Annotated in this window: 12 protein-coding genes; 8 read left to right on the top strand and 4 right to left on the bottom strand. The window is 73.5% G+C overall.

From position 1 onward, the window contains the following. Window positions 1-109: 109 nt before the first annotated feature. Window positions 110-1,039 (top strand): hypothetical protein, encoded by a 930-nt coding sequence (locus BLW86_RS11590; RefSeq protein WP_143060246.1) that lies wholly within the window; start codon window positions 110-112, stop codon window positions 1,037-1,039. 70 nt (window positions 1,040-1,109) lie between these two features. Here BLW86_RS11590 and BLW86_RS11585 read toward each other — a convergent pair whose 3' ends face one another. Further along, the gene (locus BLW86_RS11585) at window positions 1,110-1,439 is read right to left on the bottom strand and encodes a hypothetical protein (RefSeq protein WP_093873963.1); all 330 of its coding nucleotides are present in this window, start codon (window positions 1,437-1,439) and stop codon (window positions 1,110-1,112) included. Window positions 1,440-1,734: 295 nt separating this feature from the next. On the opposite strand from BLW86_RS11585, the gene BLW86_RS11580 reads away from it, so the two are divergent. From BLW86_RS11580 to BLW86_RS11560, 5 genes are all read left to right on the top strand, one after another. Next, on the top strand, window positions 1,735-3,975 hold the full coding sequence (locus tag BLW86_RS11580) for an MMPL family transporter (protein WP_093873962.1): 2,241 nt from the start codon (window positions 1,735-1,737) through the stop codon (window positions 3,973-3,975). After that, window positions 3,953-4,510: a GNAT family N-acetyltransferase gene (locus BLW86_RS11575; protein WP_093873961.1), complete on the top strand. Its 558-nt coding sequence runs from the start codon at window positions 3,953-3,955 to the stop codon at window positions 4,508-4,510. The genes BLW86_RS11580 and BLW86_RS11575 overlap by 23 nt, the downstream gene beginning before the upstream one ends. Before the next feature lie 35 nt (window positions 4,511-4,545). After that, on the top strand, window positions 4,546-5,091 hold the full coding sequence (locus BLW86_RS11570) for a hypothetical protein (protein ID WP_093873960.1): 546 nt from the start codon (window positions 4,546-4,548) through the stop codon (window positions 5,089-5,091). Between the two features lie 159 nt (window positions 5,092-5,250). Then, window positions 5,251-5,448 (top strand): hypothetical protein, encoded by a 198-nt coding sequence (locus BLW86_RS11565; protein WP_093873959.1) that lies wholly within the window; start codon window positions 5,251-5,253, stop codon window positions 5,446-5,448. Between the two features lie 7 nt (window positions 5,449-5,455). Further along, window positions 5,456-8,512: a helix-turn-helix transcriptional regulator gene (locus tag BLW86_RS11560; protein ID WP_093873958.1), complete on the top strand. Its 3,057-nt coding sequence runs from the start codon at window positions 5,456-5,458 to the stop codon at window positions 8,510-8,512. Here the strand turns inward: BLW86_RS11560 and BLW86_RS43100 are convergent. The 3 genes from BLW86_RS43100 to BLW86_RS11545 form a co-directional block, all read right to left on the bottom strand. Beyond that, on the bottom strand, window positions 8,396-8,707 hold the full coding sequence (locus BLW86_RS43100) for a DUF6191 domain-containing protein (RefSeq protein WP_256341660.1): 312 nt from the start codon (window positions 8,705-8,707) through the stop codon (window positions 8,396-8,398). The genes BLW86_RS11560 and BLW86_RS43100 overlap by 117 nt on opposite strands. 13 nt (window positions 8,708-8,720) lie before the next feature. Further along, a complete protein-coding gene (locus BLW86_RS11550) occupies window positions 8,721-9,845 on the bottom strand; it encodes a PQQ-dependent sugar dehydrogenase (RefSeq protein ID WP_093873957.1) in 1,125 nt (374 codons plus the stop codon). Window positions 9,846-9,981: 136 nt separating this feature from the next. Beyond that, window positions 9,982-10,977, bottom strand: a complete 996-nt coding sequence (locus tag BLW86_RS11545) for an aldo/keto reductase (protein ID WP_093873956.1) — start codon at window positions 10,975-10,977, stop codon at window positions 9,982-9,984. Window positions 10,978-11,052: 75 nt separating this feature from the next. On the opposite strand from BLW86_RS11545, the gene BLW86_RS11540 reads away from it, so the two are divergent. Both BLW86_RS11540 and BLW86_RS11530 read left to right on the top strand, forming a co-directional pair. Then, window positions 11,053-12,018, top strand: a complete 966-nt coding sequence (locus BLW86_RS11540) for a 2-hydroxyacid dehydrogenase (RefSeq protein WP_256341283.1) — start codon at window positions 11,053-11,055, stop codon at window positions 12,016-12,018. A 652-nt stretch (window positions 12,019-12,670) separates the two neighbouring features. Continuing rightward, window positions 12,671-15,499 carry a putative bifunctional diguanylate cyclase/phosphodiesterase gene (locus BLW86_RS11530; RefSeq protein ID WP_093873953.1) on the top strand — a complete coding sequence of 943 codons (2,829 nt, stop codon included), beginning with the start codon at window positions 12,671-12,673 and terminating at the stop codon, window positions 15,497-15,499. The last annotated feature ends 12 nt before the right edge of the window (window positions 15,500-15,511 follow it).

Genomic DNA, 15,511 nt, shown 5'->3' with positions numbered 1-15,511 from the left:
CCCGCCGGTCAGCAAGGGAAATCCGCGATGCAGACCGGCGCATCGATGTGAAAGGCTCCGCTCCGCTCCGTCGACCCTGACGGAGCAGGGGAGGGAACGGGAAATGTCGGTGGAACCCACGGATTACGTCGCTCGGCTGCGCGCGCAGGCGAACGATCCGGGCCGCGAGGAGGCGCTGCGGCGCGACAGGAGGGTGCGGCGCCTCAAGATCGCGCTCGGGGCGGGTGCCGGTGTGCTGCTCCTCGGCGGGTTCGGGTTCTGGCTGGCCGACTCGACGGGGGAGCGGCCGCCGTACGAGCCGTACGGCGCGAGGGTGCTCGACGAGGAGGTCTGGCCCCTGGAATGGCCGTACTCGGTCAACATGCCGTTCCGGAACTCGCCCGCGTCCGGCTGGGCGGAGGGTGCCGACGGGATCTACGTCCCCGTGCCCATGCCGTCCGGCGGACTCACCGCGAAGGACATCACCGCCGTCCTCGAGGACGTGAAGACCCTGCTCGTCGAGACCAACCTCTCGGAGGACACCCTGGCCGGCGACGAGCCCACGGCGGCGCTCGCCCTGCTCGACCCGCGCGGAGCCGATGAAGCCGTACGGAAGGACATGGTCACCCGCTTCGACCCGAAGGAGGTGTACCTGGACGAGAGCGGCGTCCGGACGCGGGGCGCGATGACCTACCGGGTCTCGGCGGCGGGGGAGCTGGTGGTGCGCGTCGACTACGCCTTCGTCTATCCGCTGGTGACGACCGGGGTGGCCCACGAGGTGGTCCCGGGCCTGCCCGAGGTGGCGCGGATCGCCGTGCGCCGCCAGTTCACGGTCACGTCGCGGGGCGGGAAGCTCGTGCTCGGCGCCTACGCGAGCGAGGTCGCCAACCACGACTGCTCGGCGCCGAAGGACGGCTTCCTGCACCCGCTCCTGGCCGAGGGGCGGTGGAAGGCGGCCCAGGCGGCCAAGGGGACCAAGGTCGCCCTGGCCGACCTGTACGACGAGAAGCGAGTTCTCCCGAGCGGCCCCGGCCACTGCGTCACCCCTAGCGGGACCTGACCCGCAGCCGTGCGAAGGGCGGTGCGGCCGTCTCACGACGGCCGCACCGCCCTTCGCCTGTGGAACGGGCCTAAGCGAGCACCTCGTAGGTCAGCGTGTAGTCCGCGTCGTCCTCGGTGAACTTGTACTCCAGCTCTCCCTGGCCCGCCTGGGACCGCCCCACGTAGAAGCGGCCGAGGAGATCGTCGTCGTCCCCGGAATCGGAGTCGAGGAGTTCGACGCGGGCGCGTGTGTTGAAGTCGATCAGTGGGACGGCGGACAGGTCGGCCGTCTCCCTGTTGTTCAGGCCCGGTGCCTCCGCGCCCCACACCTGGACCCCGTTGACCAGCAGGCGCTGTTCGTCCTCGCCCGTGTCGTCCTCCGTCGTCGAACAGTAGAGAGAAATCAGCCGAAGCCTCATTACCACCCCCAAGTATTTCGTCGAGCAGCCTGATGCGAGGGTATGGGTGAATTCATCTGTCGGGCAATGGAGCGCGACCCGGCGCAATATGGCGCATTGTGCGGGAATTAATGCGCCCCCGCGTTCCCGAATTTTCGATTTCGCAAACTGGAATGGCGTCGGGACGCCAGGGGGAGGGGGCGGGCAGCCCCCGGCCCCGTGACGCACCCTGTGAGGATCGCCACGAAACGGGCAAACGATCACGTTTGGCTGCGACAGTGGGGCGCGAGCACAGATCCAGTCAGGAGCACGTCCTTTGGCCGCAATCGCACGGTGGTGCCTCCGGCACCGTCTCGTCGTCGTTCTCCTGTGGCTCCTCGCCCTCGGCGGCACCGCCGCCGGCGCGACCCTCGCCGGCAGCGCGTATTCCAACGACTACGAGGCCCCCGGCACCGAGTCCGGCCGGGCCACCGCCCTCCTCGACCGGGGCTTCCACGGCCTCGGCGGCGACAGCGACACCATCGTCTGGCACACCGAACGCGGCAGCGTCCGCGCCGACGCCGTCGAAGAGCGCGTGACCGGGATGCTCGACGAGGTCGCCGACCTCCCCGGCATCGCCGCCGTCACCGACCCGTACGACGACAACCAGGGACAGATCAGCGAGGACGGGCACACCGCCTACGCCACCGTCACCTTCGACGCGCAGGCCGACGACATCCCCGAGGCCCAGGCCCGGGCCCTCGTGGACACCGCCAGGGCCGCCGCGACCGACGACCTCCAGATCGAGCTCGGCGGCAGCGCCGTTGCCCTCACCGAGGCCCCCGGCGGACACATCGCCGAGATCGTCGGCGTCGCCGTCGCCGCGGTCGTCCTCTTCCTCGCCTTCGGCTCGCTCGCCGCCTCCGCGCTCCCGATAGCGACCGCGCTCGTCAGCGTCGGCATCGCGTACTCCGGGATCGTGCTCCTCGGCCACCTGATGACCGTCGCCGACTTCGCCCCCATGCTCGGCATGCTCGTCGGCCTCGGCGTCGGCATCGACTACGCCCTCTTCATCGTCACCCGGCACCGCAGAGGCCTCAAACGCGGCCTCTCCGTCGCCGAGGCCGCCGAGACCGCCGTCGCCACCACCGGCCGCGCCGTCGTCTTCGCCGGCGCCACCGTCTGCATCGCCCTGCTCGGCATGCTCATCCTGCGGCTCGGCTTCCTCAACGGCGTCGCCATCGCCGCCTCGCTCACCGTGCTCCTCACGGTCGCCGCCTCCGTCACCCTGCTGCCCGCCCTGCTCTCGTTCATCGGCACGCGGGCGCTGTCCCGGCGCGAACGCCGGACGCTCGCCGAGCGCGGCCCGCAGCCCGAGCTGCCCACCGGTTTCGCCGCCCGCTGGTCCGCCTTCGTCGAGCGGCACCCCAAGCTCCTCGGCGCGGTCGCCGTCCTCGTCATGGGCGTCCTGGCGCTGCCGACCCTCTCGCTCCACCTCGGCACCTCCGACCAGGGCAACGGCCCGGGCACCGCGACCACGCGCAAGGCGTACGACCTGCTCGCCGACGGCTTCGGGCCGGGCGTCAACGGGCCCCTCACCCTCGTCGCCGGCCTCGACGGCGCCGACGACCGGGTCGCCCTCGACCAGCTGCCGGCCGCGCTCACCGCCACCAAGGGCGTCGCGTCCGTCTCCCCGGTCACGTACAACAGCGCGGGCGACACCGCCGTCCTCACCGTCGTGCCCGACTCCTCGCCGCAGTCCAAGGCGACCAGCGAGCTCGTCGACCGGCTCCGCGACGACGTCCTCCCGAAGGCCGAGGCGGGCACCTCCCTCGACGTGCACGTGGGCGGCGTCACCGCCTCGTACGACGACTTCGCCGAGATCATCGTCGGCAAGCTGCCGCTCTTCGTCGGCGTGGTCATCGCGCTCGGCTGTCTGCTGCTCCTGCTCGCCTTCCGGTCCCTCGGCATCCCGCTCAAGGCCGCCCTCATGAACGTCGCCGCCGTCGCAGGCGCCTTCGGCATCGTCGTCGCGATCTTCCAGTGGGGCTGGGGGAGCGAGCCGCTCGGCCTCGGCAGCTCCGGACCGATCGAACCCTTCCTCCCCGTGATCATGGTCTCCGTCCTCTTCGGACTCTCCATGGACTACCAGGTCTTCCTGGTCAGCCGGATGTACGAGGAGTGGCTGGAGACCGGCGACAACCGGCGGGCGGTCCGGGTCGGCCTCGCCGAGACCAGCCGCGTGATCAACTCCGCCGCGGTCATCATGATCTCCGTCTTCCTGGCCTTCGTCCTCTCCGGCGACCGGGTCATCGCGATGTTCGGCATCGCGCTCGCGGCGGCCGTCGCCCTCGACGCCTTCGTCCTGCGCACCCTCCTCGTCCCCGCGCTCATGCACCTGCTCGGCGGCGCGAACTGGTGGCTGCCGAAATGGCTCGACCGGCTGCTGCCCCGGATCAGCATCGAACCCCCGGAGTGCCGCGAGGCCGCCGACACGCGTGCGAAGATCCCCGTACAGCGCGTGACGGCTCCGGCCGCGGAGGAGAGGAACGACGATGTTCGCGATATCGCTGGGTGACGACGGCGCCGAGCTCAGGCCCCTGGAGCCCTGGCAGGCCGAGGAATTCCTCACCCACATGGACCGGGGCCGGGAGTTCGTCGGGCAGCACATCGGCCTCCCCGACGTCGTCGCGGACCTCGACTCCGCCCGCGCCTACCTCACCTCGTACGCCGAGAAGGCCGCGAGCGACACCGGACGCCTCTACGGCATCTGGACCGACGGCACCCTCGTCGGCGGAGTCCTCTTCCGGACCTTCGACGCCGTGAACGGCACCGCCGAGGCGGGCTGCTGGCTGGAGCCCTCCGCCGCCGGAAAGGGCCTGATCACCCGGGCCTGCCGGGTCATCATCGACTGGGCGGTCGAGGAGCGCGGCATCCACCGCGTCGAATGGCTCGCCTCCACGAAGAACCTCCCGAGCATCGCCGTCGCCCGCCGCCTCGGCATGACGAAGGAGGGCGTGCTGCGGGAGAACTACCTGTACCGCGGCTCCCGCACGGACACGGAGGTCTGGGCCGTCCTCGCCCCCGAGTGGCGCGCGGCGAAGGCGTCTTAAGACCCCTCTCATGTCGGCCCCCTAGCGTGCGCCGCATGGACACCCAGACGACCGAGAAGACCGCGGCGGCCGAGGCCGACGCAGCCGAAGAGACCACCACGGACGCCGTGGACGACACCGGGGACGACGCCCTCGTCCCGCTCGACGAGCAGGACGACTCGACCGACGACGAGCCGGACGACCAGGGGGCGGCCGCCCCGGAGGCCACCGGCGTCGGCTCCGGCGCCGCGGCCGTGGTCTCCGCCGGCCTCGCCGCCGTCGCCCTCACCGGCACCTGGACCGGCAGGGTCGTCGCCGAGCGCGAGACGCTCATCGGGCAGATCAAGACCTCCGCCGGCGGCACCCCGGCCCAGCAGATCCACGAGATCTACGGCGACGCCTGGCACGGCACCGCGCTGGTGAACGGCGTCTTCGCCCTCCTCGCCCTGATCGTCGCCGCCCTCGTGCTCACCCTGCCCCGGCGCCCCGCCTGGGTCCGCGCCGTCGCCGGCGCCGGCGCCTTCCTGGGCGGCCTCGGGCTGCTCCTGTCGGTCGGTACCTACTTCGACCTGTTCCTGAGCCTCCCGACCACCGGCTCCTGAGACCCTCAGGGCGCCGCCTAAGGCCCCCTGGGACCCTCCTAAGGACCCCCGTACCCCGAACATGCGGCACTCGCCCGATGTGACGGCACCCCCTGGGAAACGAAAGTAGAGGCATCGCAAGAGAGCGATACCGAAACCGGGAAACCCAGGGAGCACACGATGTTCGAGTACGAACTCCAGCGCATGAACCACGCCGAGCTCATCCGCGAGGCCGCCGCCCAGCGGCTCGGTCACGAGGCCGCCGCGGCCGCCGGCGCCGGACGGGGTCTGCGCCTCTTCGGCCACCGGTTCGGGGGCCACGCCACGGAGGAGCAGACGACCGACGGCGGTCGCGGTCGCTTCGTCCGGGCCGCGTGACCCCCGTATGAGCGACGGCACGGAAGTCTGTGCGATGCTCGGCGCCGTGGAGACCAGGTCAGTCAGCCCCGTCTTCGTCGGTCGCGCCGGCGAACTCACCGCCCTCACCGAGGCGCTCTCCCGCGCGGGCGCGGGAGAGCCCCAGGCCCTGCTCATCGGCGGCGAGGCCGGTGTCGGCAAGACCCGGCTCATCGAGGAGTTCCTCGACACGGCCTGCGACCAGGGCGCCGTCACCGCCCTCGGCGGCTGCGTCGAACTCGGCGCCGACGGCCTGCCCTTCGCCCCCTTCGCCGCCGCTCTGCGCGCGCTCCACCGCCGCCTCCCCGACGAGTTCACCGCCGCCGCCGACGGCCACGAGGGCGAACTCGCCCGCCTGCTGCCCGAACTGGGAGACCCCGGCAGCCACGAGCCCTCCGACGAGGACTCCACCGCCCGGCTCTTCGAACTGACCGTGCGCCTCCTGGAACGGCTCGCCGCCGACCGCACGGTCGTGCTCGTCCTGGAAGACCTGCACTGGGCCGACGCCTCCACCCGGCACCTGCTCACCTACCTCCTGCGCACCCTGCGCCGCGGCCGGATCGTGGTCGTCGCCAGCTACCGCGCCGACGACATCCACCGCCGCCACCCGCTGCGCCCCCTCCTCGCCGAACTCGACCGGCTCCGCACCATCCGCCGCATCGAACTCTCCCGCTTCACCCGCACCGAGGTGCACCGCCAGCTCACCGGCATCCTCGCCGCCGAACCCGACCCCGGACTTGTCGAAGAGGTCTTCGAACGCTCCGACGGCAACGCCTTCTTCGTCGAGGAGCTCGTCGTCTCCCACGAGGCCGGCTGCGCCGTCGGCCAGCTCAGCGACTCCCTGCGCGACCTCCTGCTCGTCCGGGTCGAGACGCTCCCCGAAGCCGCCCAGCGCGTCGCCAGGATCGTCGCCGAGGGCGGCTCCACCGTCGAGTACGGACTGCTCGCCGCCGTCGCCCGGCTCCCCGAGGACGAACTCATCGAGGCCCTGCGGGCCGCCGTCGGCGCCAACATCCTCCTCGCCGTCCCCGACGGCGACGGCTACCGCTTCCGCCACTCCCTCGTCCGAGAGGCCGTCAGCGACGACCTGCTGCCCGGCGAACGCTCCCGCCTCAACCGGCGCTACGCCGAGGCCCTGGAGGCCGACCCCGGCCTCGTCCGCCCTCACGAGCGGACCACCCGGCTCGCCACGTACTGGTACCACGCGCACGCCCCGGAGAAGGCGTTGCCCGCCGTCCTCCAGGCCTCCGTCGAGACCCGCAAGCGCCACGCCTACGCCGAGCAGCTCAGCCTCCTTGAGCGGGCCATGGAGCTGTGGGACAAGGTGCCCGCCGAGACGCGCGAGTCCCTGCGCCCCATCGACTACGCCGACGCGTACCCCGCCTGCGGCTGCGACCCCGAGACCACCTCGCTGCGCTACCTCGACCTGCTCGCCGAGGCCGCCGTCGCCGCCCGGCTCAGCGGAGAACGGGAACGGGCCGCGAAGATCTGCCGCACGGCGCTCCGGATCCTCGACGGCGACGAGAACGACCCCCTGCGCGCCGCCTGGTTCTGGACGGAGACGGCCCGCCTCCAGTCCAACCTCGGCCGGGGCGACGGCTGGCCGGAGATCGCCCGCGCCCAGGAACTGGTCAAGGGCCTCCCGCCGTCCGCCGTCCACGCCACCGTCCTGGTCGGCGCGGCCGGCTGGGGCATGCTCCGCAACCCCGGCCCCGAGGCGCTCGCCGCCGCCGAACGCGCCGTCGAGTACGCGCGGTTCGTCAAGGCCGAGCCGATCGAGCTGAACGCCCGGATCACCCTCGGCACCATCCTCGTGTCGGCCGGAGACGCCGAGGGCGGCCTCGCCGTGATGCACGAGGCACGCGAACGGACCGTCGCCCTCGGCCAGTTCCACGAGGCCACCCGCGCCCACATCAACCTCTCCTCCTCCCTGGAGGCGCTCGGCCGTTCCGCCGAGGCCGTGGAGATCGCCGTGGCCGGCATCGAACTGGCCCGCTCCCGCGGGCTCGTCGACAGCGCGGGCTGGATCCGCGCCAACCTCGCCGAGTCGCTCCTCTCGCTCGGCGAGTGGGACCGGAGCAAGGAGGAGGCCGAGCTGCTGCTCCGCTCCGGCGCGAGCAGCACCAAGCCGGGCGGCACGGCCCTGCTCCAGCTCGCCCACCTCGCCACCTTCCGCGGCGAGCCGGCCAGGGCCGCCGAGCACCTCGCCGAGGCCCGCACGCGCTACGGCAGCCGCGACCCGATCCCGCAGTACACCCTGCCCATGGCGCAGGTCGCGATCGCCATCGCCGCCGCCGAGGGACGCCTCGCGGACGTACGGGACCAGCTCGCGGTCACCGCGGAGACCGGCTTCCCGCCCGGCACCCATCGCTACGGCTGGCCGCTCGTCCTCACCGCCGTCACCGCCGAGGCCGACAGCCGGGGACTGCCCGCCGCCGAGGAGGGCCGCGCCGAGGCGCTCGCCCTGGTCCGCCGCTGCGTCCGCGAGCTCGCCGCCCCGGTCCCGATCTGGCAGGCCTACTCCCGGCAGGTCTCCGAGGAGCTCGCCCGCGCCGAGGGCCGCGAGACAGCCGCCCGCTGGGCCGAGGTCGTCGCCGCCTACGAGCCCCTCGAACGCCCTTACGAGCTGGCCCGCGCCCGCCGGCGCCTCGCGGACGCCCTGCTCGTCGAGGGCGGCCGGCGCGAGGAGGCGGCGGCCCTGCTCCGGGAGGCCCACGCCACCGCCGTCCGCCTCGGCGCCCGGCCGCTCCGCGAGGACGTGGAACTCCTCGCCGCCCGCGCCCGCCTCTCCCTCGCCCCCGAGAAGCAGGCCCCGGCCCCTGCGGAGCCCGGGGAGGACAGCTTCGGCCTGACGCCCCGGGAGCAGGACGTGCTGCGGCTGGTCGCGGCCGGCCGCACCAACCGTCAGATCGCCGAGGAGCTGTTCATCTCACCGAAGACGGCCAGCGTCCACGTCTCCAACATCCTCGCCAAGCTCGGCGTCGCCGGCCGAGGCGAGGCCGCCGCCCTGGCCCACCGCCTGCACCTCCTCGACACGCCGCTCTGACCCCGCGTCCCCCCGTCCGCCGGAGACCTCCGGCGGGCGGGGGAGGCGTATCGTCACCCGGCCCGAGGTCAGGTCCACCGGACCGCGCGCGGGATCCGCGTCCCCCGGGTCCTCCCTGGTCAAGGCCTCCCTGCGGCGCTCCTCCTCGATGTGCCTGCGCGCGGGCGCGAAGAACTCGTCCAGTCCGCCGAACACGGCCACCGCCTCCTCACCTCACCTCCAGCCGGAGGATCCGGTCGTCCCCGGGCCCGGGCGTCCCCCGGGTGTCGGTCTCGCTGGTCACCAGCCAGAGCCGGTCGCCGCCCGCCGCGAGGACCGTCCTCAGGCGCCCGTACTCACCCTTCAGGAACGCCTCGGGCTCCCCGGATCGTTCCGCCCCCGAGAGCGGGACGCGCCACAGCCGCTCGCCCCTGAGCCCGGCCATCCAGATCGCGCCACGCGCGTACGCGATCCCGCTCGGGGACGCCTCCGAGGTCGGCCACTGGGCCACCGGGTCCACGAACCCGGCCCGGCCGGCCCGCCCCTCGACCTTTGGCCAGCCGTAGTTCCGCCCCGGCTCCACCAGATTCAGCTCGTCCCAGGTGTTCTGCCCGAACTCGGCCGCCCACAGCCGGCCCTCCGCGTCCCAGGCGAGCCCCTGCACATTGCGGTGGCCGTACGAGTAGACCACCGAGCCGGGGAAGGGATTGCCCGGCGCGGGGCGGCCCTCCGGCGTCATCCGCAGGATCTTCCCGCCCAGCGACGACCGGTCCTGGGCCAGCCCGGTCCGGCCCGTCTCGCCCGTCCCCGCGTACAGCATCCCGTCCGGCCCGAACGCGATCCGTCCGCCGTTGTGCACGAAGCCCTTCGGGATGCCGGTGAGCACCGGCTCCGGCGGACCGAGCCGGTCGCCCGCCCCGCCGCCGTACCGCATGCGCACGATGCGGTTGTCCGAGGCGGCCGTCAGATACGCGTACACCCGGCCGTCCCGGACCGCGAGCCCCAGGAGCCCGCCCTCACCGCCCGGCACCACCCCGGGCACCTCGCCGAGCGGGGTCTTCGCGCCGGTCCGCTCGTCGACCCGGGTGATCGTCCGCTCGTCCCGCGAGGAGACGAGCAGATCCCCGCCGGGCAGCTCCGCGAGCCCCCAGGGCGACTTCAGCCCCCCGGTGAGCGTGCCCGCCACGGACACCCGGCCTGCGGCGGACGGCGACGGGGAGACGGAGGACGGCGGGGAGGCGGAGGCCGGCGGGGTCGTACGTGGATCCTGCCCGGTGTCTCCCGAGGAGCAGCCGGTCACCAGCGCGAGCACGGCGGCGCCCCACAGGGCCTTCTGCACGACAGGACGGCGCATGGCCGGTCCCCCTTCGACGAGTCGAGCGGTGTCCCACCCCCTTGATACACCGCTCGCCCCGATCGGCTGCCCGGCCGCCGACACACCGCTCGCTGCGATCGGCTGCCCGGCCGCCGGGCCCGGCCTCGTGAGGCCTTCAGTCCCAGGACCCTCGGGGCGCCGGAAGCGCCGCGATCTCCGCCAGGTCCTCCGTCGTCAGCCGCAGCGCGGCCGCCCCGGCGTTCTCCACCACCCACCGCTCCCGCTTCGCCCCCGGCACCGGCACGACGTGCCGCCCGAGGCCCAGCACCCACGCGAGCGCCACCTGCGCGGGCGTGACCTCCGCGCCGTGCCGCGCGGCGACCCGGCGCAGCCCCGCCACGATGGGCTGGTTCGCCGCCATCATCTCGGCCGTGAACCGGGGGTGCCGGGCCCGCGGGTCGTCCCGCTCGAAGCCGCCGCCCGGGGTCAGCGTCCCGGTCAGGAAGCCGTTCCCCAGCGGCATCGCCGCCAGGAAGCCGACCCCGCGCGCCGCGCACCAGGGCAGGAGCCGCACCAGCGCCTCCTGCGACCACACCGACAGCTCCGCCTCCACCGCCGCGACCGGGAAGACCTGCTGGATCCGCTCCAGTTGACGGATCGTTCCCTCGTGGAGATCGGCTCCCCGCCGGACCGCCCGCGCGCCGACGGCGCAGAGGCCGAGCGCCCGCACCTTGCCCGCCGACACCAGCTCGGCCATGGCGCCCCAGGTCTCCTCGACCGGCACCTCGGGGTCCGCCCGGTGCAGCTGGTAGAGGTCGATCACATCGGTCTGGAGCCGCCGCAGCGAGGCGTCGCAGGCCCGGCGCACGTACCCCGGCCTGCCGTTGGCGACCACGTGCTGGTCGCCGACGAGCAGCCCGCACTTCGTCGAGACGAAGGCCTCGGAGCGCCGCTCCTTCAACGCCCGCCCCACGAGAAGCTCGTTGGTGAACGGGCCGTACATGTCGGCGGTGTCGAGCAGGCTCACCCCGGCGTCGAGCGCCGCGTGCACGGTCCGCAGCGAGCGGTCCCCCCGCTGTTCCGAACGGCTGTACGCCCAGCTCATCGGCATGCACCCCAGGCCGATCGCACCCACGTCGAGCGCCGCCGCCCCGATAGTCCTGCGCTCCACCTGCCGGTACCCCTCCCTGTGCCGTCCCCCAAAGTAACCAATGACGCGCCGGATTCTTCGCATAGCCTCCCGGTCATGAGATTCGAAGACACGACCGCTGACGTGTGGCTTCCCATCCCGGCGGACGAGATCGAGGGGCTCCCCGCGCCGGGTGGATCGGGCCTGAACTACCGCTTCTGGGACGGCGGTCCCGAGTTCCCCGCCGACCCGGCCCGCTGCGTGTTCTACGTCGTCCCGTACATGAAGGGCTCGGAGATCGCCGTACGGCCGCTGGCCGGGATGACCTCCCTCCGGGTCGTGCAGACCCTGTCCGCCGGCATCGACCACGTCACGCCGGGCATCGGCTCGCTGCGGCCCGGGGTCGCCCTCTGCAACGCGAAGGGCGTCCACGAGGCCAGCACCGCCGAGCTGACGCTCGCCCTGATCCTCGCCTCGCTGCGGGGCATCCCGGGATTCGTGCGCGGCCAGGACGCCGAGGAGTGGCGCGCCGGCTTCTACCCGGCGCTCGCCGACAAGTCCGTCCTGATCGTCGGGTACGGATCGATCGGCGCCGCCATCGAGGACCGGCTCGCGCCCTTCGAGTGCGCGCGGGTCGCACGCGTCGCACGCTCCGCGCGCACCACAGAGCGCGGCCCCGTGCACGCCCTGACGGACCTGCCGGCCCTGCTGCCGGAGGCGGACGTGGTCGTGCTCTCCACTCCGCTCACGCCCGCGACCACGCACCTCGCCGACGCCGGGTTCCTGGGGCGGATGAAGGACGGGGCGCTCCTCGTGAACGTCGCCCGGGGCCCGGTCGTCGACACGAACGCGCTGCTCAAGGAGGTCGAGAGCGGCAGGATCACGGCGGCGCTCGACGTCACCGACCCCGAACCGCTGCCGGCCGGGCACCCTCTGTGGCACGCTCCCGGTGTCCTGATCAGCCCCCATGTGGGAGGTTCCACTTCGGCCTTCATGCCGAGGGCGAAGCGGCTGATCGCGGGACAGCTGCGGCGGTTCGCGGCGGGCGAGGAACTGGCCAACGTCCTCCTCACCACCGGCTGACCGGAGGATCGCGTTCGGCCGGTCGGGTGGCGTGCGCCCCGACACGCGCCGCGCACGCGCCCCGTGATCGTCACGGAGAGTACTGCGGCCCTGTCCCTGAGTGACGGTCCTGGTGTATCGTCCCGTGGCGGGGGACTGCGTCGAGAACGGGCTGACGCTGGGGAGCGAAGTGACGGGTCATCAGATTCCGAGGGGGGCGACGGGTGAAGCACGGCCGGAGGACCGACGATCCGACGCGGCGGCGACGCCGCCGGCAAGCCTTCCCCGCCTCGCCGGAGGCCTCGCGCACTCCGTGCCGGACCAGGCGGCGCCGCACCGGCCGCCACGCCCCACCGCGCCGCGGGACACCGGACGGGACGCGCACGACCGCGAGGCCCGCGACCGTGACGCCCGGGAGTGCGAGGCCCGCGACCGTGACGCCCAGGACTGCGAGGTCCGCGATCGCGAGGCGCACGACCGCGACGTCCAGGGCCGCGAGGCTCATGACCGTGACGCCCGCGACCGCGAGGCTTGCGGCCGTGACGCCCAGGGCGGCGAGGTCCACGATCGCGACGCCCACGGCTGTGACGGGCACGCCCCCGGGGGTGCCGATGAACCGGCGGCGCGGGCGCACGACGCGGCCGGGTGCGGCGGCGCGGCACCGGAGGATCCCGTGAGCGCGCCCGGGGCGGTCCTCACGCGCCACCCCGTCGGCGGTTCCGGTCATCCGGCCTCCGAGCGCCCCCGCCTCGGCGGGGCCGTCGCCCAGATCGCCCTCGGACTCGTCTGCGCGGGCTACACCACCGGAGCCTCCCTCGGCTGGGGCTCCCCCCGACTGGCGCTCTTCATGGGCGACTTCGGGCTCAGCGCCGCCGCCTTCACCGCCGCCGTCTCCTGCTTCCTCTACGGCCGCGCGCGCCACGACAGCGCCCGCCCGGCCTGGCTGCTCTTCGCCTTCTCCTCCTTCATGGCGGCCGCGGGAAACGCCGTGTGGGGCTGGTACGAGGTCGTGCTCCGCGCCGACGTGCCGGACTCCTCCGTCGCCGACCTCTGCTTCTTACTCTTCGCGCCGCCCGCCATCGTGGGCCTCCTCGTCCTCGCCAAGAAGCCCGTCACCCGGGCCGGCTGGGTGTGCCTGGGGCTCGACGCCTGGCTCATCGGCGGCTCCCTGCTCACGCTCTCCTGGAGCCTCGCCCTCGCCCGCACCGCGCACTTCGAGGGCGAGTCCGTCGCCCAGGCCGCGCTGTCGCTCGCGTACCCGCTGCTCGACATCGTGCTCGTCAGCATGGTCCTCGTCCTGCACTTCCGGCGCTCGCAGGCGAACCGCTCCGCGACGAACACCGCGATCGCCGCGCTCGCCCTGACCGTGCTGTGCGACGCCCTCTTCACCTCGCCGCTGCTCCGCGAGAACTACGCCTCCGGCCAGCTCCTCGACGCCGGCTGGTTCGCCGGCTCTCTGCTGCTCGCCTACGCGCCCTGGGGGGTGCGCCGCCCGCCGGACGGCGCGGCCGCCGCGCGCGGCCCGTGGCTCCACAGCCGCCCGGTCGCCGGCTCGCTCGCCGCCCTCACCCCGTACCTCGCCGCGGCGGTCTGCACCCTCGGCATCCTCTACAACGTCGTCGAGGGGCGCCGGGTCGACCGCGTCGTCGTCCTCACCGGCTGCACGGTCGTCCTCGCCCTCGTCGTACGGCAGGGCATCATGCTCCTCGACAACATCGCCCTCACCCACGAACTGGCCCAGAAGGAGAACCACTTCAGGTCGCTCGTGCAGGGCTCCAGCGACGTCATCATGATCGCCGCGCCCACCGGGATACTCCGCTACGTCAGCCCGGCCGCCTCCGGTGTGTACGGACGCGACGCCGACGAGCTCATCGGCTCCGAGCTCGCCTCCCTCATCCACCCCGAGGACCTCGGCGCCGTCGTCCACGAGGTGCGGCGCTTCCTGGCCGTCTCGCCGGCCGAGGAGCCCACCACCCGGATCGAGTGCCGCTTCCGCTCGGGCCGCGGCGACTGGCTCAACGTCGAGTCGACCGTCAACCGGCACCAGGGCGGCCTGATCTTCAACAGCCGGGACGTCACCGAACGCGTACGCCTCCAGGCCCAGTTGCAGCACAACGCCGAGCACGACCCGCTCACCGACCTGCCCAACCGGGCCCTGTTCACCCGCCGGGTCCGGCAGGCGCTCAGCGGCCGCCGCTCCTCCGACCCCGGCACCGCCGTGCTCTTCATCGACCTCGACGGCTTCAAGGGGGTCAACGACCGCCTCGGCCACCAGGCCGGGGACGACCTCCTCGTCCAGGCCGCCCGCCGCCTCCACGACTCCGTACGGGCCGGGGACACCGCCGCCCGGCTCGGCGGCGACGAGTTCGCCGCCCTCATCCTCGGCGACGGCGGCCGCGACCGGGCGGCCCGTCAGAGCCAGGTCCAGGAGATCGCCGACCGGCTCCGGCTCACCCTCTCCCAGCCCTACCGCGTCGACGGGGGCAACGAGGTGCGGGTCGCCGCCTCCATTGGCGTCGCCTTCGCCGAACCCGGCATCGAGGCCGGCGACCTGCTGCGCAACGCCGACCTGGCCATGTACCGCGCCAAGGCCGCCGGCAAGGACCGCGTCGAGCTCTACGCCCCGCAGATGCAGGCCGAGGTGGTCCGGCGGACCGAGCTGGCCGCCCGGCTGCGCACCGCCCTCCACGACGGCGAGTTCGCCCTGCTCCACCAGCCGGTCGTCGACCTCGCCACCGGCCGGATCTCCGCCGTCAGCGCCCAGGCGCGCTGGCGCTCCAGCCAGGGCATCCTCTTCACCCCGGCCGAGTACCTCCGCGTCACCGACGACGGCGAGCGCACCGCCGAGCTCGGCCGCTGGCTCCTGGAGGAGGCCGTGGAGCAGGCCGCCGAGCGGGCGGGAATCGGCCACCGCACGCCCGTCTCCATCCGGGTCTCCGCCCGGCGCCTCCTGGACCGCTCGCTGCCGCTCGGCTCGATCGAGTCGCTGCTCACCCGGCACGGCCTGCCGTCCGGCTCGCTGATCGTCGAGCTCGCCGACAGCGACCCCCGGACCTCGCTCGACGAGCTGGAACAGCGCCTGATCACGCTGCGCCGGCTCGGGGTGCGGATCGCGCTCGACGGGTTCGGCAGCGGACACATGGCGATCAACGCCCTGCGGAGGCTCCCCGTGGACATACTGAAGCTGGACCGGGGCCTCGTCGAAGGCGTGGTCGAGTCGGCCCGGCTCCGCAAGATCACGCGCGGGGTGCTGCGCATCGCCGACGAGCTCGGCATGCAGACCGTCGCCGAGGGCGTCGACGTCCCGGAGCAGGTCATCGCCCTGCGCGCGATGGGCTGCACCCACGCCCAGGGCATGGCCTTCTCGGGCCCGCTCGACGAGTACCGCCTGCGCAGGGCCCTCGTACGGGACGAGTACCCGCTGCCCGGAGCGGTCCCCGTCCGTGTCGGAAACCGTCCCCCGATTCGCCCAAATACTGAGACGCCTGTCCCACCCACTTGACAGTGGCGAGGG

It is taken from the genome of Streptomyces sp. TLI_105, from assembly GCF_900105415.1.
GTDB lineage: Bacteria > Actinomycetota > Actinomycetes > Streptomycetales > Streptomycetaceae > Streptomyces.
This window is presented reverse-complemented; position numbering and strand designations above follow the sequence as displayed.

Coding starts and splice junctions, on each gene's coding strand:
- BLW86_RS11585 (WP_093873963.1), bottom strand. CDS start 1,439: ATGAGGCTTCGGCTGATTTCTCTCTACTGTTCGACGACGGAGGACGAC.
- BLW86_RS11550 (WP_093873957.1), bottom strand. CDS start 9,845: ATGCGCCGTCCTGTCGTGCAGAAGGCCCTGTGGGGCGCCGCCGTGCTC.
- BLW86_RS11565 (WP_093873959.1), top strand. CDS start 5,251: ATGTTCGAGTACGAACTCCAGCGCATGAACCACGCCGAGCTCATCCGC.
- BLW86_RS11570 (WP_093873960.1), top strand. CDS start 4,546: ATGGACACCCAGACGACCGAGAAGACCGCGGCGGCCGAGGCCGACGCA.
- BLW86_RS11540 (WP_256341283.1), top strand. CDS start 11,053: ATGAGATTCGAAGACACGACCGCTGACGTGTGGCTTCCCATCCCGGCG.
- BLW86_RS11575 (WP_093873961.1), top strand. CDS start 3,953: ATGTTCGCGATATCGCTGGGTGACGACGGCGCCGAGCTCAGGCCCCTG.
- BLW86_RS11560 (WP_093873958.1), top strand. CDS start 5,456: ATGAGCGACGGCACGGAAGTCTGTGCGATGCTCGGCGCCGTGGAGACC.